This is a genomic window from Corallococcus sp. CA041A (genome assembly GCF_003612075.1).
GTDB classification, from domain to species: Bacteria; Myxococcota; Myxococcia; order Myxococcales; family Myxococcaceae; genus Corallococcus; species Corallococcus exiguus.
On the sequence record NZ_RAWF01000012.1, the window covers coordinates 52,244 to 73,928 of the forward strand.

16 protein-coding genes and 1 pseudogene are annotated in these 21,685 nt (G+C 70.1%); 10 read left to right on the top strand and 7 right to left on the bottom strand.

The annotated features are described in order from the left end of the window. Positions 1-241: 241 nt before the first annotated feature. The 6 genes from D7V77_RS04125 to D7V77_RS04150 are packed head-to-tail and all read left to right on the top strand — an operon-like array spanning position 242 to position 7,471. Positions 242-805 (top strand): chemotaxis protein CheW, encoded by a 564-nt coding sequence (locus tag D7V77_RS04125; RefSeq protein ID WP_120574959.1) that lies wholly within the window; start codon positions 242-244, stop codon positions 803-805. Beyond that, positions 802-2,268 (top strand): CheR family methyltransferase, encoded by a 1,467-nt coding sequence (locus D7V77_RS04130; RefSeq protein ID WP_120574960.1) that lies wholly within the window; start codon positions 802-804, stop codon positions 2,266-2,268. The genes D7V77_RS04125 and D7V77_RS04130 overlap by 4 nt, the downstream gene beginning before the upstream one ends. Before the next feature lie 60 nt (positions 2,269-2,328). After that, positions 2,329-3,915, top strand: coding sequence for a methyl-accepting chemotaxis protein (locus D7V77_RS04135; protein WP_120574973.1), 1,587 nt, complete (start codon positions 2,329-2,331; stop codon positions 3,913-3,915). Further along, positions 3,912-4,325 (top strand): two-component system response regulator, encoded by a 414-nt coding sequence (locus D7V77_RS04140; protein WP_120566495.1) that lies wholly within the window; start codon positions 3,912-3,914, stop codon positions 4,323-4,325. The genes D7V77_RS04135 and D7V77_RS04140 overlap by 4 nt, the downstream gene beginning before the upstream one ends. Before the next feature lie 10 nt (positions 4,326-4,335). Next, positions 4,336-4,917, top strand: a complete 582-nt coding sequence (locus tag D7V77_RS04145) for a chemotaxis protein CheW (RefSeq protein WP_120574961.1) — start codon at positions 4,336-4,338, stop codon at positions 4,915-4,917. A gap of 16 nt (positions 4,918-4,933) precedes the next feature. Continuing rightward, positions 4,934-7,471 (top strand): response regulator, encoded by a 2,538-nt coding sequence (locus D7V77_RS04150; RefSeq protein ID WP_120574962.1) that lies wholly within the window; start codon positions 4,934-4,936, stop codon positions 7,469-7,471. Positions 7,472-7,564: 93 nt separating this feature from the next. Here the strand turns inward: D7V77_RS04150 and D7V77_RS04155 are convergent, their stop codons facing one another. The 3 genes from D7V77_RS04155 to D7V77_RS04170 form a co-directional block, all read right to left on the bottom strand. Continuing rightward, the gene (locus tag D7V77_RS04155; RefSeq protein ID WP_120574963.1) at positions 7,565-7,771 is read right to left on the bottom strand and encodes a hypothetical protein; all 207 of its coding nucleotides are present in this window, start codon (positions 7,769-7,771) and stop codon (positions 7,565-7,567) included. Beyond that, the gene (locus D7V77_RS43175; RefSeq protein WP_139918663.1) at positions 7,768-8,409 is read right to left on the bottom strand and encodes a hypothetical protein; all 642 of its coding nucleotides are present in this window, start codon (positions 8,407-8,409) and stop codon (positions 7,768-7,770) included. The genes D7V77_RS04155 and D7V77_RS43175 overlap by 4 nt, the downstream gene beginning before the upstream one ends. Positions 8,410-8,533: 124 nt before the next feature. Further along, a complete protein-coding gene (locus D7V77_RS04170) occupies positions 8,534-9,478 on the bottom strand; it encodes a histidine kinase dimerization/phospho-acceptor domain-containing protein (RefSeq protein ID WP_233596676.1) in 945 nt (314 codons plus the stop codon). A 280-nt stretch (positions 9,479-9,758) separates the two neighbouring features. Here D7V77_RS04170 and D7V77_RS04175 point away from each other — a divergent pair, with 280 nt between their 5' ends. From D7V77_RS04175 to D7V77_RS04185, 3 genes are all read left to right on the top strand, one after another. Beyond that, positions 9,759-11,834, top strand: coding sequence for an alginate lyase family protein (locus D7V77_RS04175; RefSeq protein ID WP_172813900.1), 2,076 nt, complete (start codon positions 9,759-9,761; stop codon positions 11,832-11,834). A 71-nt stretch (positions 11,835-11,905) separates the two neighbouring features. Next, positions 11,906-13,225, top strand: a complete 1,320-nt coding sequence (locus D7V77_RS04180; RefSeq protein WP_120574975.1) for a nucleotide sugar dehydrogenase — start codon at positions 11,906-11,908, stop codon at positions 13,223-13,225. Positions 13,226-13,325: 100 nt separating this feature from the next. After that, complete coding sequence (locus D7V77_RS04185; protein ID WP_304485865.1) at positions 13,326-15,068, top strand: TldD/PmbA family protein; 1,743 nt, start codon at positions 13,326-13,328, stop codon at positions 15,066-15,068. On the opposite strand, the gene D7V77_RS04190 is transcribed toward D7V77_RS04185, so the two are convergent. Genes D7V77_RS04190 through D7V77_RS04200 form a run of 3 tightly spaced genes read right to left on the bottom strand, consistent with a single transcriptional unit; the run spans position 15,065 to position 20,114 of the window. Continuing rightward, entirely contained in the window at positions 15,065-18,157 is a 3,093-nt protein-coding gene (locus D7V77_RS04190; RefSeq protein WP_120574977.1) for an alpha-amylase family glycosyl hydrolase, read from the bottom strand. The two genes, D7V77_RS04185 and D7V77_RS04190, sit on opposite strands and share 4 nt — an antisense overlap. Positions 18,158-18,195: 38 nt before the next feature. Continuing rightward, the gene (locus D7V77_RS04195) at positions 18,196-19,167 is read right to left on the bottom strand and encodes a hypothetical protein (protein ID WP_120574967.1); all 972 of its coding nucleotides are present in this window, start codon (positions 19,165-19,167) and stop codon (positions 18,196-18,198) included. Positions 19,168-19,178: 11 nt separating this feature from the next. Further along, positions 19,179-20,114 carry a metalloenzyme gene (locus D7V77_RS04200; RefSeq protein ID WP_120574978.1) on the bottom strand — a complete coding sequence of 312 codons (936 nt, stop codon included), beginning with the start codon at positions 20,112-20,114 and terminating at the stop codon, positions 19,179-19,181. Positions 20,115-20,146: 32 nt separating this feature from the next. Between D7V77_RS04200 and D7V77_RS04205 the strand changes: the two genes are divergently transcribed. After that, a complete protein-coding gene (locus D7V77_RS04205) occupies positions 20,147-21,232 on the top strand; it encodes a DUF4388 domain-containing protein (protein ID WP_120574968.1) in 1,086 nt (361 codons plus the stop codon). 39 nt (positions 21,233-21,271) lie between these two features. Here D7V77_RS04205 and D7V77_RS04210 read toward each other — a convergent pair. Then, positions 21,272-21,685: pseudogene (locus tag D7V77_RS04210) on the bottom strand (GTP-binding protein); the annotation flags it as partial.

A 21,685-nucleotide genomic window follows, 5' to 3' on the forward strand; every position in this document is an offset into this window, starting at 1 on the left:
CCCCTAGAAGCTGCGTGCAACATGGTTTCTCCGGCAAAAGCAGCAGTTCCGTATCCAAGCACAACTCGCCGGTGCGGCGCACGCCAAGGGGGTCCGGAATCCACCACGTCGGGGCAAGCGCGACCCCGGTCGTAGGGGGGGATGTGAGTCGCGACCTTCGGGTAAGCCCGCATTGCTTTGGGTGGGGCTCCCGGATTACGGTTTTTCTTCCTGCCTGCCATCCGGCGGGCCGAGTTCTTCGATGGCCGAAACCCCCAGAGTCCCCGTCCCTCCACAGGCGCGCCGGCTCTCCGTGCAACAGCGCCTGAGCGCGCTGGAGGCGGAGCAGAACCAGCTGCGTCAGGAGCTCGTCACCTTGCAGGGCGAGGTCCGCCTGCCGGGCCTCTACCTGACCGTGGAGGCAGGCAACACGACCGCGCTCGTGCCCGCCAGGCAGGTGCAGGAGGTGGTGCGGCTGGTGGCGCTGGATCCGCTGCCCGGCGCGCCGGTGCACGTGTCCGGTTCATTCGTCTACCGCGGCAGCCCGGCGGTGGTGGTGGACGTGGCGCGCCTGATGGGCGTCAAGCGCACGCCGGATCTGGACTCGCTGCTGGTGGTGGTGGACGCGGGCCGCATGGTGGCACTGCTGGTGGACCGGGTGAAGGACCTGGTGGAGACGCCGGTGCTGGTGGACGGCTCGCAGAGCGGCGATGAGAAGCTGCCGTGGGACGGCACCGGGCTGATGGCGGGCTTGTGCCGCACGCCGGAGGGCCTGCGCCCGCTCCTGCGCACGAGCGCGCTGCTGAACGGGACGGAGGGCCTGTGAGCGACGGGCTTCTCGACGACGCCACGCTCGCGAAGGTCGAGGAGGTGCTCCAGGGCGCCTGCGGCCTGACGCTCGCGAGCAGCCTGCGTCGCTCGTTGGAGCCCGCGCTGTCCCGCGCGGCGCTGTCGCGCAACCTGTCCGAGACGGCCTTCCTGCGCCAGTTGCTCATTCGCGAGCCGACGGCGGTGGAGGCGTTCATCGAGCACGCCGTCATCGGCGAGACCTACTTCTTCCGCCACCCGGAGCACCTGCGCGCGCTGGCCTCCCGGGCGCGCCTGCACCAGGGCGGCCCGTTCAACGTCTGGAGCGCGGGCTGCGCGAGCGGCGAGGAGCCCTACAGCATCGCCATGGCGCTGATGGACGCGGGGCTGGGCAACGGCGGGCGCTTCCGCGTGCTGGCGACGGACGTGTCCGGCCGGGCCCTGCAGCGCGCGAAGGCCGGCGTGTACAGCCCGTGGTCGCTGCGGCGCATCGAGCCGGACCTGGAGAAGCGCTTCCTCGTTCCGCACCCGGGCTCGTCGGGAAATGACACGCAGCACTCCGTCACTCCGGAGGTCGTGCGCACGGTGGACTTCCGCCGCCACAACCTGGCCACGGACGCGGTGCCGTCCCTGGGCTTCCACGCCATCTTCTGCCGCAACGTCCTCATCTACTTCACGCCGGAGCTGGTGCGCGCGGTGCTGAGCCGGCTGGTGAGCGCGCTCGCGCCGGGCGGGCTGCTCTTCGTGTCGCCCGCGGAGGTGCCGCTCACCAACGGGATGGGGCTGGAGACGCTGGACGTGGACGGCACCCCCGTCCTGCGCATGCCCCTGGAGCAGCTGTGGACCGCGGGCGAGTCCGCCACCGTGTCCCCTCCGCGTCGCGACGCGCCCTCGGCCTTCACCGCCGCCTCGCTCCGCCGGGAGACGCCGGTGCCGGGCAGCTTGCGGATTTCGTCCCGCCGCCCCACGCCGTCCGCTCCCATGGCGGTCTACTCTGCGCGGCCGTCCAGCCCGGCTCCGGTGGCGGACGCCCCGCGTGCCCAGGCGTCCACGCCGGCGGCTCGCGCGGCCCAGGACGCGGGACTGCTGACGCGGGCGCTGGAGGCGGCGCACGCGGGCCACTTCGAGGAGGCGGAGGCGCTGGCGCGCGAGGCGGCGCGGGCGCTGTCTCCGGAGGCGTACCTGCTCCTGGCGATGGTGGCCGAATCGCGCAACGACCTGGACGCGGCGGTGGAAGCGGTGCGCAAGGCGCTGTATCTGGAGCCGCAGCTGGCGCTGGGACATGCGACGCTGGTGGCGCTCTACAGCCGCCTGGATCGGCGCGAGGACGCGGAGCGCGCGAGGCAGAACGCGCTGCGCGCGCTGGATGGATTGGATGACGAGCACCCGCTGCGAGGCGTGGAGACGACGATGACGGCGGGGGGCTTGCGGCAGGCGCTGGCTCCCCGGCCTTCGCAGATGGGCTGGCAGGGCGCGCGCTGAAGTCGTGGGGCGCGCCGGTACACGTGAGGTGGGGACAACGTGGAAGCGAAAGGTTTGAAGATGGCGTCGCCTCAAGGGGCGGATTCGACCAGGCTCAGCCTGCGGACGAAGATCCTCGGGGGCACGGGCATCTTCGGCGTCGTGCTGGTCGGCATCCTGACCTTCGCGTTCTGGATGCAGATGAGCGACGGCCTGCTGGATGAGCTGACCAAGCGCTCGCGCGCGGTGGGCATCGGCATGGCGTTCGCCGTGGGTGCGTCCGCCGCGGCGAACGACGCGATGATGCTCCAACTGGGCACCGACGCGGCTCTCAAGAGCGTGCCGGACATCGCGTACATCGTCATCCGCGACGCGAGCGGCAAGGTGCTGGCGCGCTCCGCGGACGAGCACTTCGCGACCGCCGCCGCCGTGGAGCCCGCGGACGGCGACGCGGTGGTGGACCGCCTGCTGACGGCGGGCACGCTGCCCGTGGTGGAGACGACGGCGCCCATCCTCTTCGGCCCGCCGGGCGGCGCGCTCAAGCGCGTGGGCACCGTGCAGCTGGCGCTGGACCGCGAGGCGCTGGCGGACTCGCTGTCCTCCAGCACCTGGCGCACCGCGGGCCTGGGCCTGCTGGTGCTGGTGCTGGGCCTGCTGGCGGCGGCCGGCATGGCCAGCCTGTTCATCCAGCCGCTGGAGCGGCTGGCCCGCGCGGCGGTGGGCATCGCGGCGGGGGACCTGCGCCAGCAGATCGACACCACCGGCACGGACGAGATTGGCGAACTGGCGGGCAGCTTCGCCACCATGGCGGACGCGCTGGTGCACCTGCTGCACGACCTGCGCGGCGCGGCCACGGACCTGGAGCACGAGGCCGCGGGCGTGCTGGCCACCTCCACGCAGCAGTCCGCGATGGCGCACCAGCAGGCGTCCGCCATCAACGAGACGAGCACCACGGTGGCGGAGATCGCCCAGACCTCCAAGCAGGCCACGTCCTACGCGGACGCGGTCATCGCCCAGACGCAGAAGTCGGAGTCGCTCAGCGCTCAGGGACAGAAGGTCGTCACGGAGAGCGTGGAGGGCATGGAGAAGCTGGGCGAACAGGTGAAGGCCATTGCCCTGGCCATCACCGACCTGAACGAGCGCACGCTGCAGATCAGCGACATCATCGGACAGGTGAAGGACGTGGCGGAGCAGTCCAACCTTCTGGCCCTCAACGCCTCCATCGAGGCGGCGAAGGCGGGCGAGCACGGACGCGGCTTCGCGGTGGTGGCCACGGAGATGCGCACGCTGGCGGAGCAGTCCCGCATGGCGGCCGAGCAGGTGCGCGTGCTCCTGGGTGAAGTGCAGAAGGGCACCCGCCTGGCGGTGACCACGACGGACGAGGGCAGCCGGCGCGCCCAGGCGGCGATGGAGCTTGCGCGCGGCGCGGGCTCCACCATCCTGGGCCTGTCGGAGGTCATCCGCGAGTCGTCCGGGGCGGCGCGGCAGATCGCGGGCAACACGCGGCAGCAGACCATTGGTGTGGAGCAGATCGCCACGGCGATGGGCGAGCTGACGTCCGCCATGAGTGATTCGGTGGAGGGCACCCGGCGCATCGAGCAGGTGGCCGGCAATCTCTCCATCTTGTCGAAGCGCTTCTCTGAACTTGTAGGCAGGTACCAGCTATGAACAGCAACGTGACGGGTGGGGCACGCAAGGCAGCGAAGGTGCTGATCGTGGAGGACACGAAGACCATCACCAACCTCCTGCAGGTCTACCTGATGGGGTGGGGGCTGGACTTCGTGGACGCGCCCAATGGCGCGGTGGGACTGAAGCGGGCGCGCGAGCAGAAGCCGGACCTCATCATCTCCGACGTGCAGATGCCGGAGATGGACGGCTTCGCGCTGTGCGCGGCCATCCGGGGCGACCCGAAGCTGCACGACACGCCCTTCATGCTGCTCACGTCGCTGAAGGACGACGCGAGCCGCCAGAAGGGGAAGCTCGTCGGCGCGAGCGCGTTCCTCAACAAGCCGGTGTCCGTGGACGACCTGCGCTCCAAGGTGCGGGACATCCTCAAGCTGCCGGCCACGAAGTACTGACCGCCCGCCCATGTCTACTGACGACCGCAAGCTGCTGCCCATCGACTTCGACGAGCTGAAGGCCTCGCTCGACGCGGCCCAGATGCTGCTGGAAGGCGCCACCGTCGTGAGCGCCCACAGGCGGCGCGAGGTGCTGCACCAGCGCGCGGTGGCGCTGGCGAACTCGCGCCACGAGACGCGCCAGGAGGTCGTCACGGTGCTCGCCTTCCAGGTGGGCGGCGAGCGCTACGCGGTGAAGATCGACTACGTGGACCACGTGCTGGAGTCGCGCGGGATGTGCTCGCTTCCCGGGGCGCCGCGCCACGTGCTGGGGGCGCTCCTGTCGCGCTCGCGCATCGTGCCGGTGCTGGACCTGCGGCAGTTGCTGGGGCTGGAGGGCGGGGGCATGTCCGACCTGAGCAAGGTCGTGGTGGTGGAAGTGGACGACGAGGCGTTCGGGCTGGCGGCGGAGGTCGTGGACGGACGGCTGGAGTTGCCGCGCGCGGAGCTGTCCCAGCCGCCGCCGGGGCCGTTCCTGTTCCTGACGCCGGACCGGCTCACGGTGCTGGACCTCACACAGCTGGGCAACCCGGCGGCCGCAAGGCGCGGCTAGAGGGGACTGGGGTTTCATGGATCCGCAGTTGCTGCGCAGCATCTGGCCGGTGTTCGCCGCGGAGACGCGCGAACAGATTCAGGCCATCGGGTCGAAGGTGCTGGGGCTGGAGCAGCCGGCCAGCGCCCGCGACGCGGACCTGATGCCGTCGCTGAAGCGCGTGGTGCACAGCCTCAAGGGCTCCGCGGCGAGCCTGGGGCTGGACGACATCGAACGCATCGTTCACGCCATCGAGGACGGGCTGTCCCACGTCGACGTGGATCAGCCCATCTCCCGGGGCGCCGTGGAGGCGATGCTCCGGGGCCTCTCCGCCATCGAGAACGCCCTCAACCGGGGCGACGCGGGTGAACAGCCCGTGGTGGACGGCGTGGGCTCGCTGCTCAAGGCCCTGGGCCACGAAGAGCCGGCCGCCCCCGGGTCCGACGACGCCGCCATCAGCGGCCCGTTGGGCGAGGACGGGCTGAAGGCGCTGGTGGCGCTGGAGACGGCGCTGAGCACGCTGGTGTCCCCCAAGGTGGAGGACCGGGCGGGCGCGGTGCGTTCAGCGGTGGACCAGGCGCACGCCCTGCGGCAGATCGCGGAGGCCGTCCAGGCGGATGCGGTGGCCACGCTGGCGGAGGCCGCGGCGCTGGGCTTCACGCGCATGGAGGAGGGCGGGGACGCGGCGGGACTGGCGGCGTCGGAGGTGGCGGGTGCGCTGGTGGACCTGCGCATGGCGCTGAGCGTGGCGGAGGAGGCTGTCGCGGTCCGCGAGCCCGAGCCTGTGAATCTGACTCCGGCCCCTGCGGCGAAGCCCGCGGCGCGTGCGAGCACTCCGGCTCCTGAAGGCCGCGCCGGGACGGTGGACCGCGCGGTGCGCGTGTCCGTGAAGACGCTGGACTCGCTGGCGCTCCAGGTGGAGCACCTGGTGTCCGGGCGGTCGCAGCAGGGCCGGCGCACGGAGGGCTTCCGGTCGCTGACGGATCAGGCGCACGAGGTGCTGCTGCACCTGGAGCGCGCCGCGTCGCAGCTGGCCATGTCCGGTGGCGGGTCCGCGCTGGAGCCGCTGCGCACGGGCGTGGGCCTGATGCGCACGATGCAGAAGCGCCTGCTGGAGCATGCGAAGGAGGCGCACCGCGACGGTGAGCAGCAGTCGCTCATCGGTCAGGTCATCCGCGACGACCTGCGCGACCTGCGCATGGTGCCGGCCTCGCAGGTGCTGGAGCCCCTGCGGCGCACGGTGCGCGAGACGGCTTCGCGGTTGGGCAAGGAGGTGGCGCTGGAGCTGGGTGGCACCGACGTGCGGCTCGACCGGCGCATCGTGGACGCGCTGAAGGATCCGCTGGTGCACCTGGTGCGCAACGCCATCGACCACGGGCTGGAGATGCCCGTGGAGCGCAAGGCGGCGGGCAAGCAGGAGACGGGCCGGTTGGTGGTGCGGGTGGAGGCGCGGGGCACGCGCATTGGCGTCATCGTGGAGGATGACGGCGCGGGCCTGGACCCGGTGCGCGTGCGCGCGACGGCGGTGCGCCGGGGCCTGATGAACCAGGAGGCGGCGGACAAGCTGTCGGACGCGCAGGCCGCGCGGCTCATCTTCCAGCCGGGCTTCTCCACGCGAGATGAAGTGACCTCCACGTCGGGTCGTGGGGTGGGCCTGGACGTGGTGCTGGCCACCGCGCAGCGGCTGCAGGGCAGCGCGGACGTGGAGTACACGCCCGGCAAGGGCACGCGCTTCATCGTGGACCTGCCGTTGACGCTGGCGGCGGCGCTGGGCCTGCTGGTGCGCACCGGCACCACCATCACCGCGATTCCCTCCGACACCGTGAAGCGCGTGCTGCGGCTGGACGCGGACGACGTGGGCACGGTGGCCGGACGCGTGGTGGCGCGGCTGGATGGCGAGCAGCTCACGTTCCTGTCACTCTCGGAGGCCATCGGCCTGCCGCGCATGCCGCTCGCGCTGGAGTCGGGCCGGCGGCAGACTGCGGTGCTGCTGTCGCTCGGTGAAGAGCGCGTGCTGTACGCCATCGACGAGGTGGTGGGGCAGCAGGAGCTGGTGGTCCGCGCGCTGGGCAAGCACCTGCGGGACGTCACGCACCTGGCGGGCGCGGCGGTGCTGGACGACGGCCGCGTGGTTCCGGTGCTCAACGCGCCGGAGCTGCTGCGCGCAGCCAAGCCGGACACGCGCACCTCCGGTGGTGAGTCCAAACTCCCGCGCATCCTGGTGTGCGACGACTCGCTCACCACGCGCTTCGCCATGAAGTCGCTGCTGGAGATCGCCGGCTACCCGGTGGTGACGGCGTCGGACGGCGAGGAGGCGTGGCAGGTGCTGGAGCGCGTTCACTGCCACCTGGTGGTCAGCGACTGGCAGATGCCCCGGCTGGACGGCGTGGGACTGGCCCGCCGCATCAAGGGCCACCCCATGTTCCGGCGCACGCCCATCATCCTGGTCACGTCGCTGGACAGCAACGAGGACCGCGCGGCCGGTCTGGAGGCGGGCGCGGACGGCTACCTGGTCAAACGCGAGGTGGAGCGCGGCAAGCTCCTGGAGCTCGTGCGCCAGCTGCTGCCGGGCTGAAGCAGGGCAGGGCAGCCTGGAAACGACGACGCCCCGTCCTTCGCCTGGAGCGAGGGACAGGGCGTCTGTTCTTTTCAGCCGCGAGGCGCTTCTTCAGCGCGGGCGGACCCACGCCTTGGGCCAGTCGTCGAACTCGGTGACCTCCTGGTCGTCGACGAGCAGCGTGTACATGGACTCCTCGGGGAAGTCGCCGATGCGCAGGCGCAGTTCCTTGCCCTCCGCCTTGGTGCGCAGCGGGTGGAGCGGGTCCGACGTCTTCACCCACTCCAGCTTCTGCTTCATCAGTTGATCAGCGTTCATAGCTTTGCCTGTGGCTTGGCGTAGATGTTGTCCACGGCCTGGTTGGTACGCTGCGAGCTGTTGATGATCTTGTCGTACGCCTGCGCCTCGCTCAAGCCGCTCTTCTTGGCCTCACCGACGAGCTGGTCGAAAGAGGGGCCGTCCAGCCGGCCATACTTGAAGAAGTCGCGCGCCTTGAGCATCGCGGATTCAAAGGTGCCCATGAACTCACGCGCGCCCACGCGGGCCTCGTGGCGGATGGCGTGCGCGGCCTTCGCGCGGTCCGCCAGCGACGCACCCTGCGCCTGGAGCTTCGCGTCGTTCGCGGGGATGCCGGCGATCTGCTGCTTGTACCAGGCGCGGATCTCGGTGTTCGTCGTGGGCTTCTTGGCGCCGCTCGCCTGCGCGTTGTTCACGCTCGCCGCCCCTTCGGGGTTGCGCGGGCGGGTGCGCGACGGGCTGCCGGTGGACACGTCACTCGGCGGCCGGTTGGCCGTCGGGGGCGCCGAGTTCGACCGGGCGGGCTTCGTCGGCGTCGAGGACGGCGACGTCGTCGTGGTGGGCTTCGCATCCACGGAGTTGCTGCGACGCGGCTGCGGCGTCGACAGCGCCGAGTCGGACTTCGTGGAGAGCACGCTCGAGCTTCGGTTGAGCTTCATGGGGGAGGCCTTCGGGGTCAGGAAGGAAAACCGCTTTCCCTTTTATCGCAGTTGCGAGTAGGCGAGTTGCGACCTCCGCCTACCTTTCGCGCACTGGCCCGACGTCTCCCTCCTTCTCATACTCTCAGCAGTGGGCAGGTACGGGGAAGGCGTCATCCCCCGGCAGCACCAGGGTGATTTCCAGGCGGGGCTCCACGGCCACGGCCATCGTGCCTCCCAGCCGCTCCGTGAGCTGCTGGAGCATGGCCTGCGTCCGCGCCGTCAGGGCCGCGCCAGGGCAGGCCTGGACGCGCAGCAGCCACTGGGAGGCCTCCTGGGCCGGGCCCAGGTGGACGTCCACCGCTACGGCGCCAACGGTGCCCCTGGCGAGGGTGCGGGCGAGCAGCTCCCAGTCCGCCCGGGCGCCTCTCACCGGTACGGTCCGTTCCGCGGGCAGCGTCAGCGTGGGGGCGGCGCGGCCTCGCGTGGGCGCGAAGGCGCGCGTCAGCACGGGGCGCAGGTCATCCAGGCCCGGCACGGGTGGTGCCAGGCGCCGGTCGATGAGCTCCTTCTGATCCGCGGCGACCTTGGCGATGCGCTCCAGGTAGCGCTGCGCCTGCGGGCCCAGCGGTCCGCCGGTGCCCTTGAGCATCATGTCCACGTAGCCCTTGATGACCATGAGCGGTGTTCGCAGGTCGTGCGCCGCGCGCGAGCGCCGCTTGTCCTGCACCGCCACGGTGCGCTCCAGGCGCCGCTTCGCTTCCAGCAGCCGGGCCTGTCGTGCGCCCTGGGCCGCCTCGCGCGAATGCGCCGCGAGCAGCGCCGGGGCGAACGTGCTGAAGCGCGCCACCACGCTCCGCTGCGACGTCGTCAGTGGCGCGGGCCATATCTCCATGACAGAGGACCGCTTCGATGCATCCGCGCGACGGGCGGGGACGTTCCCCACCTTCATCACGCAAACGCGTCCTTCATAGAGGGCCGCGCCGGTCGCACCGGTCAGCCGCAAGGACGCCTTGAGGAGAGCCTCCAGGCCCGCGCGCGTTCCTTTGCGCAGCGCCTGCTCGGCCACCGCCGTCAGCGTCGTTTCCATCCTGGCATCGAGGTCGTCCTCGATGCGCCGCCCCATCCAAGCCCCAGCCCGCACGCGCCAAGGAATGGTCATGCCCGTCAAGAGGCGCAATGGCTCCACCGGGGAGCACTTCCGTTCCGCACCAGGCAGCAATCCTTTACCCACGCTGATCACGCCGGGCGGACATTTTTACCGCCGTTCGGGCAGCCCCCTCGAGCCAAACCCTTGCTCTTGCTGGGAAAAGGTTTTGGCCAGCCGCTTGCTATCACCAGCCCACGTCAGGCTGGGCGGGAAGGGGCGGATGGGTACTCTCGATTACTACGCGACGATGGCTCGGATGGCGCCTGGGGCGCTCGCGAAGAGCGCGGTCCGCCGGGTCCAGAAGGTCGCACGGCAGGCGCTGTACCGCCGCCGGGAGCAGGTGGACGAGGCGCAGCTGCTGGAGTCCTTCGGCGCCACCCGCGCCGAGGACCTGGTGACGCTCGCGCTGGATCACCGCACGTCGCGCGCCTGGTGCGAACTGTCGCAGCGCGAGTCCGCTCGCGCCGCCATCCAGAAGCTTCCGGGCGCGAAGGTGCGCACGCTCGAGCGCGCCGAACAGGCGCTCCGTCAGGAGTGGGACGTCTTCGGCATGAAGGTGGCCTTCGGCGAAGGCAAGCCGGTGGACTGGTCCCTGGAGCCGGTGAGCGGCCGGCAGTACCCGGTGGATCCAGTGGAGCGCATGCCGCTGCACGTGACGGGCATGGATCCGAAGTACCCGTGGGTGATGGCCCGGCTGGACAGCGCGCTGGCCCTGGCCCAGGGCGCGTGGGTGGCGGACACCGAAGCGGAGCGCTCGCGCTTCGCCACGGCCTTCGTCGCGCAGACGCTGGACTTCCTGCAGGCGAACCCCGTGGGCATGGGCGTCCATTGGACGTGCCCCATGGAGATTGGCTTGCGCGCGGCCAACATCGCGCAGGCGCTGGTGATGTTCGCGGACGCGCCGGAAGTGCGCCGTCCGGAGTTCCTGGTGCCCGTGCTGGGCGCGCTCGCGGAGCACTGCGCTTGGGTGGAAGCCCACCTGGAGGACACCAGCGCGGTGCCCAACAACCACCTCGTCTCCAACTACGTGGGGTTGGCGGTGGTGGGGCTGCTCTTTCCGGAGCTGCCCGGCGCGCCCCGTCAGGTGGCGCTCGCGGCGAACGGCCTGCGCACTCAAATGGAGGCGCAGGTCCACCCCGAAGGCACGTCCTTCGAGGGCTCCATTCCCTACCACCGCCTGTCGGTGGAGTTGTTCACGCTGGCCTTCCTCGTCGCTCGCGGCGCGGGCGTGTCGATGGGCCCCGCGTATGAAGCGCGTCTGCGATTGATGTTCGTCGCGGCCCGCGCGTGGTCGTCGGAAGCCGGCCTGGCTCCACAGATTGGCGACAACGACAGCGGCCGCGTGTTCCCGTTCCAGGAGCGCGAGGACGGGGATCACAGCTACCTCGCGGGGCTGGGCGCGGCGCTCTTCAACGATGCGGGGCTGGGCGGCGGCGTGTTCCCGGACGAGGCGGCGTGGCTCCTGGGCGACGCGGGCCTGGTGCGTTTCAACGCGCTGCCCGTGGCTCCGGCGCCCGCGTCGGTAAGCTTTTCGGAAGGTGGCTTTCACATCTTGCGCGGCGAAGGGGTCGTGCTCACCGTCTCGGCCGGAAAGCAGGGGCAGCGGGGCGTCGGAGGACACAGCCACAACGACAAGCTTTCCTTCGAGCTTCACCTCGCCGGCCGCCCCGTCATCGTCGATTCAGGCACGGGTTCGTACACGCGGGATCCGGCTCTGCGCAACGCGATGCGGAGCACCGCGGCGCACAACACGCTTCAGGTGGATGGGGCGGAGCAGGCCCCGTTGGATCCGGCGCGGCTGTTCGCGCTGCCGGAGGATGCCCGGGCTCGCGTCGTGGCCTTCCAGCCCGGCGCGAAGCATGACCGGTTGGTGGTGCGCCACGACGGCTACCGCCACCTGCCGGCCCCGGTAGGGATTGAGAGGACTTTCTTCCTCGACCGGCACGTGCGCGCGCTGGCCGTGGGGGACCGGCTCGTCGGAACGGGCCGTCATGAGGTGGTCGGACGTTTGCACCTGCCAGATGCGCAGGCGCGGTGGTGCCAGCCCGCGGCGGAAGTGGTGGCGCGTGCGGGGCGCGTGCAGGAGGGCCCGGAGGCCTTCGATGCGCGGGCCCTTGAGATTGGACCGGCGGATGCACCCGCGGGTTGGGTGCTCTTCGGGCGGGGGTTGGAGACCCTGCTCGTGCCGTCTCGCTACTCGCCCGCGTATGGGCGCGTGGTGCCGGCGGTGTCGGTGGAGTTCCGGAGGCAGCTGACGCCTCCGGCATGGTTGGGGTGGGTGTTCGTCTTCAGGTGATTGGTGTGGGTCGGGACGTGTGAGCCGGCGAGGCCGCACGTCAACTGCTGGGAGTAACGACAATGCGCGTGATGGTTGGCAACCCGTTGCTGGGTCGGATTCAGAATCGGGAAGCGAAGGTGGGCGTGGTGGGTCTCGGGTACGTCGGTCTTCCGCTGGGCATGGCCTTCGCGGAAGCAGGCTTCCCGGTCACGGGGCTGGACGTCGACCAGCGCAAGATCGACAAGATCGCCAAGGGTGAGAGCTACATCAAGCACATCCCCAGCGCGCCGCTGGCGGAGCTCACCAACGCTGGCAAGCTCAAGGCGACCAACGACTTCGCGAAGTCCCGCGAGCTCGACTGCGTCATCATCTGCGTCCCCACGCCGCTGACCGCGTCGCGTGAGCCGGACATGACCTTCATCATCCAGACGGGCGAGGCCCTGGCGCCGTACGTGCGCCCCGGCCAGCTCTTCATCCTGGAGTCCACCACCTACCCGGGCACCACCGAGGAGATCCTCAAGCCCCTGCTGGAGAAGAACGGTCTCAAGGCGGGCGTGGACTTCTTCCTGGCCTTCAGCCCCGAGCGCGAGGACCCGGGCAACAAGGGCTTCAACACCAAGACGATTCCGAAGGTCGTGGGCGGCTACTCGCCCGCGTGCCTGGAGGTGGCGGTCGCCCTCTACGGCAGCGCCCTGAAGGAAGTGGTGCCGGTGACCTCCACGCGCGTCGCGGAGCTCTCCAAGCTGCTGGAGAACATCTACCGCTGCGTGAACATCGCCATGGTCAACGAGATGAAGATGCTCTGCGACCGCATGAACGTGGACGTGTGGGAGGTCATCCAGGCCGCCAGCACCAAGCCCTTCGGCTTCCAGCCGTTCTACCCGGGCCCCGGCCTGGGCGGGCACTGCATCCCCATCGACCCGTTCTACCTGACGTGGAAGGCGCGAGAGTTCGAGTTCCACACCAAGTTCATCGAGCTGGCCGGTGAGGTGAACTGGCAGATGCCCTACTACGTGGTGCAGCGCACGATGGAGGCGCTCAACCAGAACAAGAAGGTCCTCAACGGCGCGAAGGTCCTCTGCATCGGCGCGGCGTACAAGAAGGACATCGACGACCACCGCGAGTCCCCGTCGCTGCGCGTGATGACGCTCCTCAAGGAGAAGGGCGCGGACATCGCCTACCACGACCCGTTCGTGAAGGAGCTGCACAAGGGCCACGGCTTCAACATGGAGATGAAGTCCGTCCCGCTCGACCCGGAGACGCTCAGCCAGTACGACGCGGTGATGATCCTCACCGACCACTCGCACATCGACTACAACGAGCTGGTCCAGCGCTCGAACATCGTCGTCGACACGCGCAACGCGACCAAGGCCGTCACCCAGGGCCGCGAGAAGATCGTCAAGGCGTAGGCCTGTAACGAACAGAGCATGCGGGCAGGAGGGTCCTCGCTTCACGCCAGGGTGCGTGAGGGGAGGGCCCTCGCCGCGTTTCTGGCTACAGTGCGTGGCCGTGCCCGGCTCCTCCCGTCCCCTGTTCCCGATGCTCATGGCCGCGTCGCTGCTGATGGGCGCGGCGCCCGCTCCCGACCCTCGCGCTCCGTTGCTGGACGCGATGAGCGCGGAGCTTCAGCGCAACCAGCAGCAGCTCAAGGTGAACGGCCATGAAGCGCCGTACTTCCTGAGCTACGGCGTGAAGGACTACGAGTCGCGGTTGATCATCGCGCGCTACGGAGCGCTGTTCCAGGACGACGACTACCGCGAGCGCAAGCTGGGCGTGGACGTGCGCGTGGGCAGCTACGACTACGACAGCTCCGTGGCGGACTCGCTCGACTTCGGCTTCAGCACCAGCAAGGGCTCCAGCTTCACCGCGCGCAAGGACGGGCCGCAGGACGACTCGCCGCTCGCGCTGCGCACGGCGCTGTGGCTCGTCACGGACGAGAAGTACAAGGCCGCCCTCTTCCAGTACCTGAAGAAGAAGGGTGAGGACGTCTACTCGGTGGAGGACCCCAAGCGCCCCGCGTCCTTCTCCAAGGAGACGCCCGCCACCTACGTGCAGCCGCCGGTGGCGTTCCCTTTTGATCGCCAGAAGTGGCGCAAGCTGGCGCGCGAAGTGTCCGCGCGCTTCAACGCGCATCCGGAGCTATTCGATTCAGAAGTGCGCATCACCGCGGACAAGGTCACGCGGTTGTTTACGTCGTCGGAAGGCACGCGCCTCATCACGGAGGAGACGCTGTACGCGTTCCACGTCTCCGCGGTGACGCGCGCGCCGGACGGGCAGCTGCTCGACAACTCGCGCAGCTTCTACCTGCCCACGGAAGCGGGGATGCCCGACGAGGCGCGCGTGCACGCGGCGGCTCAGAAGGTCATCGACGAGCTGCTCGCGCTGCGGCAGGCACCGGCCATCACCCCGTACGCGGGCCCGGCCATCCTGGCGCCGGAGGCCGCGGGCGTGCTCTTCCACGAGACGCTCGGCCACCGGCTGGAAGCGGACCGGCAGGACGGCGACACCGACGGCAAGACGTTCAAGGGACAGGAGGGGAAGCAGATCCTCCCGGCCTTCCTGTCGCTGCGGGATGATCCGTCCCGGCGCGAGGTGAACGGCGAGCCGCTCAACGGCTACTACCTCTACGACGAGGAGGGCGTGAAGGGGCAGCCGGTGAGCCTGGTGGAGAAGGGCGTGCTCAAGGGCTACCTGATGAGCCGTCACCCGGTGGAGGGCTTCCCCAAGTCCAACGGCCACGGGCGCGGGCAGGGCACGCTCCAGCCGGTGGCGCGCATGGCGAACCTGCTGGTGGACAGCACGAAGCAGGTGAGCGACGCGGAGCTGAAGAAGATGCTCGTCGCGGAGGCGAAGCGACAGGGCAAGCCGTACGGGCTCATCATCCGAGACATCACCGGCGGCAACACCAACACGTCCAGCTACGGCTACCAGGCCTTCAAGGGCGTGCCGCGCATGGTGTACCGCGTGGACGTGAAGACCGGCGAGGAGACGCTGGTGCGCGGGGTTGAAATCGTGGGCACGCCGCTGTCGTCCGTGAACCGCATCCTCGCCACGGGGCAGAAGCTGGGCGTGTTCAACGGCTTCTGCGGCGCGGAGAGCGGCAACGTGCCCGTGTCCACCGTGGCGCCCGCGGTGCTGCTCCAGGAGCTGGAGCTGCAGCGCACCATGGAGGGCAAGGACCGGCCGCCGCTGTTGCCCAGCCCGGCCGCCCCGCAGAAGGGGACGGCCGGACCGGAGGCGAAGAAGGACTAACCGACCTTCTTCAGCACCACGTAGCCGGCGGCGGGGATGTTCACCGGGGTGTTCCCGCCGTTCAGCGTGGCGCCGTAGTTGCCGAAGTTGCCGCCGCCGTACACGGAGGCGTCGCTGTTCAGCACTTCCTTCCACTGGCCCGGGGGCAGCGGCAGCGAGTAGCCCTCCAGGTTCTTCTGGTTGAGGCTGCCCACCACGAGGAACTCCTCGTTGCCCGACTTGCGCGTGAAGGCCATCACGCTGTCGTCGTTGTGGGTGTAGACGCGCTTCACCTCCGCCGCCGCGCTGAAGGCGTCGCTGCTGTTCCGCAGGCCGATGGAGTCCTTGTAGAAGCTGAAGGACTGCCGGCGGGTGACGTCCAGCATCGCGTCCTTGCGCTCGGAGGCGGGCAGGGCGGCCACTTCCGAGAACAGCTTCTTGTCGTCCGCGGAGAAGGCCTTGTACGCGCTGTCCTTCGCGCGCGCGTCCGGGGACAGCTCGAAGAGGCGCTCGTAGGTGGCCTTGGTGGTGTCGTTGAACGTCACCTTGCCGAAGTCCACGCCCTGGCCCACGTCCTGCCAGCTCCAGTCGCTGTCCCAGGTGGACGGGTTGCCCCACTTGAAGTCGTTCTGGGCGCCGAACTCGTCACCCTGGAAGAACATGGGGATGCCCGGGCCGGCCATGCCGATGCCGGCGGCGAAGCGGGCGGCGCCGCGCGACCAGTTGTCCGGGAAGTCGGTGGCCTCCGCGCCCTCCGCGGTGTTCATGGTGCGCTCCGCGTTCCCCACCTCGTCGTGGTTGCTGATGATGGACAGCGCGTGCTTCCAGCCGTCCAGGCCGCGCGGGTTCGTCATCAGGTTCACGAACGCGTCCACGTCCGTCTTCATCCCGCGCGAGGCGGCCTGGATCAGGCCCGGCTTGCTGTTGTCGCGCACCAGCCGGTGCTGGAACTCCGTGTACCACTGGGCGTCGAAGCCGCCGCCCGTGCCGTCCGACTTCGCCGGACGCGAGATGTCCGGCTCGTAGTCGAACTGCTCCGCCACGGTCCACGCGTCCGGGTTGATGAAGTGCACCTGGCGGTTGATCTCCCGGAGCATCTCCCAGCCGTCCTTGCCGCCCGTGCCCTTGATGGGCTCCGTGAAGTCGAAGCGCAGGCCGTCGAACTTCAGCTCGGCGATCTGCTGCACGGCATGGTCCACGAACAGCTGCTTCACCTGCGGCGTGTTGTACGCGGGCACGGCGCCCCACGGGGTGTCGCGCTGCTCGAACTGGCCGGGCTCCTTGGACCAGTTGAAGTAGGGGTTGCTGGGGCCGCCCACGTTCCACAGGCCGTTGTGGTCGCCGAAGACGTGGTTGTAGACGACGTCCGACACCACGTTCAGGCCCTTGCCGTGGGCCGCGTCGATGAAGCGCTTGAGGGCCTCATCGCCCTCCACCCACTGGCCCGTCTCGTCCTCGAAGCCGAAGGAGCTCTCCGTGGCCAGGCTGTTGACGCCCAGGTAGCCCCAGTTGCGCGCGCCTTCCACTTCGTTGGTGGGCAGCAGCTCCAGCGTGGTGACGCCCAGCTCCTTGAAGTAATCCAGCTTCTTGATCAGGTCCTCCATGGTGGAGCGGTTGGCGTTGCCCGCCTCGCCCAGGAAGCTGCCCGGGTGGAGCTGGTACACCACCCACTTCGACGGATCCTTCTCACGCGGGACGTCGTCGTTCTTGAACTGGAACGTCGTGGGGTCGGTGAGGATGGAGCCGCGGAAGGACACGCCGCTGCCCGTGGTGATGAGGTCGCTCCACGGGTCGTTCTCCGCTGACGCCAGGCGCTCCGTGTCGGAGAGCTTGCCGTCGTTGTTCACGTCGTCGCGCAGGTGGAGCTTGCCCTGCGCGTCCTTGTCGAACACCTGGAACTCGTAGCGCAGGCCGGCCAGCTTCTCCGGATCATTGACGAGCGCGGTCCACGCGCCGGCCTGGTTGGTCATCTTGATGCGGCCGTCGTCGGTGACGTTGCGCGACCAGAAGTCGTTGAGCTTCCCGCCGTGCAGCTTGTCGATGAGCGTGTCGTCGAACTTGCCCAGGCGCTCCTGGAGCTGCTGCTTGTTGAGCGGGTTGCCGTCGCCGTCCTTGAGGACGAGGAACGCGCTGTCCGCGTCCTCCGCGCTGTCGATGTCGAAGCGCATCAGGCCGGTGGCGCCGGTGAAGTAGCGGTCCACCTCCTTGCCGCGCGTGGGGTCCAGGTAGAGCCGGTCCAGGCCGCGCTGCTCGCCCATCATCCGGCGCGCGTAGGGGTCCGGCCGGTCGCTGACAGCGCCCGTGGAGTCCACCACTTCGTAGACGTAGGCCTTGCCCTCCATCTGGGCCCACGCGCCCTTGGCCTGCGTGGTCCAGTTGCCGCCCTCGTCGCGCGTCATGGGGATGCGCTGCTCGCGGCCCTGCTTGTCCGTCACCTTCACCTGCACGGCCCGCGCGTCCGGCGCCCAGAACTTGAAGTTCACGTCCTGGCCGGACTTCTGCGCGCCCATCGTGTGGTACGTCGTGGGCGAGTACGACGCGGTGGACTTGGACAGGTCCAACTTGAGGTTGCCCTCGCCCATCACCGCCCACTGGTCCTTGCCGGACGGGCCGTCCACGCTGACGCCCCACTCCCAGTTGCGAGCCAGGCCGTCGTCCGCCACCTTCACCGTGGCCTCGTACTTGCCGTTGCCCAGCGACTTCATGGGGATGCCGCCAGAGGACCACTGCGCGTTGTAGCGGCCGTCCGTGTCCCAGCTGCCCTTGAGCTTCGGGTTGGTGAGCTCCGCGTGAGGGCCCGCGTCGTACGTGAACGTGATGGTGCGCGTGGTGGGGTTCGCCACCGTCGCGCCGTTCTTCACCGCGGACGTGGGCGCGGCGCCCAACAGCGCGCTCGCGTTGGCGGAGCGGGCCAGGTTGCCGGTGCCGGCCACCGGAGCGCGAGCGCCCGTCGCGGGAGCGGACTCGAAGCCGGACTGGTTGCGCTTCGCGGCGGCGGCCTTCGCGGCGGCGGCCCTCTGCCGCTCGGCCAGCGTGGCGGCATCCGTCGTGGTGTTACCCGTGGTGGGGGACGAGGTGGGTTTCGGGCGGTTGATTTTCGAATCGGTCACGGGGGAGACCTCCGGCGGCCCACGCATAGCGGGCTTGCTCAACTTGTCGGGCTTGGGGCCACCGGAGTTGTGTCCGGTGGCGTGGAAGTGGGCGAATGTGGGGCAGGTGGCGCTGGGAGCTTTGGATTCCCAGGAATTCCGCGCCCTTCCGGGCGTGGAAGGACCAGGGGTGGGGTCAGCCGGCCCCCCTTGAAGCCCCTCAGGTACACGTAGCGGCGGAAGTCGCGGAGGAAGGCGTCCACGGGCAGCCCGATGGCCTCCAGGAAGCCGCCGGTGAAGTCCTGGCCCCTGCGCATGGCGGCGAGGACGCCCCGGATGCGCGCCTCTCCGTAGCGCTCCATGAGGAAGGTGAAGGCGTGGTGGGCGGCGCCGTAGACGGTGGCGTTCTCGGTCTCGTAGAGCGACTCGGCGCGGGCGAGCGGATCCGCCTGGGGGTACTGGTGGAGGAAGCGGGACAGGTCCTCCAGGCTGGGGACGCGGTAGCCCTGGCCGGCGGTGTACGAGGCCATGCCCTCGCTGAACCAGATGGGGATGCCCTTCTTCGTCCAGTCCGACACGGAGGCGGACGCCTGCCACATGAGGCTGTGGGTGAGCTCGTGCAGGAGCAGCTCGTCCACCTGCTTCTGGGTGGCGCCGGCGCGCGTCCAGGTGCGGGGGCTCTGGACCTCCACCTGCTCGTAGCGGGCCCAGGCTCGCAGGAAGTCGTAGCCGGAGCGGCGTGCGGCGCGCTCCAGGGCGGCGTGGTTCGGGTGGATGACCAGGGTGACGGGCTCCTGGAAGGTGCCCCAGCGGGCCAGGCCTGGCGCGGCGTTCTCCACGGCGCGGCGGACCATGTCCGCGGCCTGGGTGTCCTTCGCGGAGTGCTCGAAGAGGAACTCACCGCCGGGCAGCGCCAGCGTGGCGGTGGGACTGTCGGACTTCTTCGGCGCGGCGGCGCACGCGGAAAGGAGGACCGTTACCGCGAGCAGGGCGGGCAACAGGCTCCATCGTCCGGTACCGCCCACCCGCATCCTGCGTCCCTCTAGTTGGCCCCGAGCCAGCGGATCACCGAGCGGCCCACGTCCGCGACGGTGGAGAACGACGCTACCTCCGGGGCGGAGGGGCCGAAGTAGAGCATGGGCACGGCGTGCACGGTGTGTCCTCGAACCGACAGGTCCTCCACGTTGCCGTGGTCACTGCACACCAACACGCGCGCGTCGTGCGGGCGGGTGGCCGCCACGGCGCGCAGGAAGGCGTCGAAGGTGTCGAGTGCCAGGCGGGCGGCCGTGAAGTCCTGGGCGTGGCCGGCCTCGTCGGCGAGGTAGTGCTCGAAGAAGGTGAAGTCCGCCTGTCCGGCGATGCGCCAGAAGAGGGCCGCGGCTTCTCCGGGCGTGCGGTGGGGCACGTCCAATCCGTATGCGCGCGCGGCGACGCCAGTGATGTCGTGGGTGAGGCCGTCGCCGGCCCGCGCGTCGTCCAGCGTGCGCAGCGGTTCGTCTCCCGCGGCGAAGGCGAGCTTGGCGGCGGAGGGGCGCACCTTGCGCGCGTCGCGCTCCGACAGGGTGAACTCCGGCGGGGACGTGGAGGGGCGCCGGGGAACGCCGAGCGCATCCAGGTACGGCGCGGGGTACGCGTTGGCGAAGGTGGCGGTGCGGCCCGCGGCCTTGAGGCGCCGTACGATGGAGCGCTCCGCGAGCAAATCCTTCAGGGCGGTGTTGGGGTAGCCCAGCACGTGGCCGCCCACGAGGACGGGGGCGGGGTCTCCGGTGAGGATAGCCGTCTGGTTGGAGGCGGACTGGGGCCGGCCGGGCACGCCGAAGGTGGGGTCCACCGGAAGGCCCACGCCGCCATGGGGTAGGAGAGGGGCGGGGGCGTCCTGGAACCAGGCCAGGAGGTGGTCGCGGTCCGCGAGCGGGTTCACGGCCGGGTCTTTCCGTCCGATGCCCACCCCGTCGATGAACAGGACCGCGACGCGCACGGCCTGGAACTGTATCCTCGAATCCGACACGCATGGCCATCCACGGCGACCTCTTCAGCTACCCGCTCCCTGAGTTCCTTCAATGGCTGGACAGCTCCCGCAAGACGGGGACGCTCCAGCTGTCGTGGGAGGCAGGCGAGCGCAAGTTGTTCCTCTTGTCCGGCCAGGTGGGCGCCACCGCGAGCGAAGGCCTGCGCGGCCGGGTGGCCCGCCTGTTGTCGCTGCCGAAGCTGGCGGCGGGCACGCGCGTGCTGGCGGCGTTCGACGAGCTGGCGCGCACGCCGGACGTGGACGCGGCCTTCGACGCGCACGGTGTGCAGGCGCGGTGGGTGCGCGACCTGGGCCGCGAGGAGCTGTTCGCGGCGATGACGGACCTGACCATCGCGGGGCAGGGCACCTTCCACTGGACGGAGGACGCGGACCGCACCGGTGAGGACTGGGTGCCGTCCGACATGAGCATCCGCGAGCTGCTCTTCGAGTCCCTGCGCTGGGTGGACGAGCAGGGGGACGTGGACAAGGCGCTGCCCATCGACGCGCTGAGCGTGAAGGCGCTGTCGCCGCCCAGCCCCAGCCAGCCGCTGATGCACCGGATCATCCTGGCGCTGACGACGACGCCGCAGAACCTGGGGCGGCTGCGGCTGTCCATGGGCGTGTCGCGCTCGTCGGTGACGCGCCGGGTGCACGAGCTGCTGCGCGCGAAGCTGGTGGAGGTGGATGGCGCGCCACAGGTGGAAGCGGATCCGGTGGCGGAGATGCTGGAGAAGGGCGCGGTGCTGATGCGCGAGGGCCAGTACGACGCGGCCGGCATCGTGTGCGCGTCCCTGCTGGCCAGCGACCCCGCGGACCGGCGCGTGCGCGAGTTCGCGCGCCTGGTGCAGCGCGAGCACGTGGCCGCGCTCTACGCGGACCTGCCGCCACTGGTGGTGCCGCAGCTCATCCAGGCCCCCCATGCGATGGTGATGCTCAAGCCGGAGGAGCGGCAGATCGCCGGGCTCGTCAGCGGGACGTGGGACGTGTCCACGCTGGTGCTGGCCAGCCCCGCGCGAGAGCTGGAGACGCTCAAGACGCTGGCGAAGCTGCACCGCATGGGGCTGTTGCAGCTCACGCTCCCGCGCTGAGCCTTTGGGGCACGGCCCGGGAGCCGTGCCCCATGCGAATCACCCGGCGGTCGGAAGCCCCACGGCGTTGAGTCGCACGAAGACCTGCATGAGGACGTAGAGCGCGAACGCCGCGTCATCCACGCGCAGCTGCGGCAGCGTGGACAGCCCCTGCAGGCGCAGCAGGTCCGAACCATCCACGTGCAGCAGGAAGGCCTGCTGGGCCAGGGAGCCTTCACCGGCGAACGCCATGGCGCGGCGGACGGCGTCGGTGCAGGCGGTGACGCAGGTGGTGTAGTCCCCGGCGGTGAAGGCGGCCTCCGCGGCCCGGGCGTGGTCGAAGAGGTCCCCCGGCGCCAGCGCGCTCGTGGGCCCCAGGAGCTTGCTGCCCGTGTTCGGCGCCACGGCCACGGCGGGCATGGCGGCGGGCTCCACGCGAGGCGGAGCGGGCGTCGTCAGCGTGCGGGGCACGGG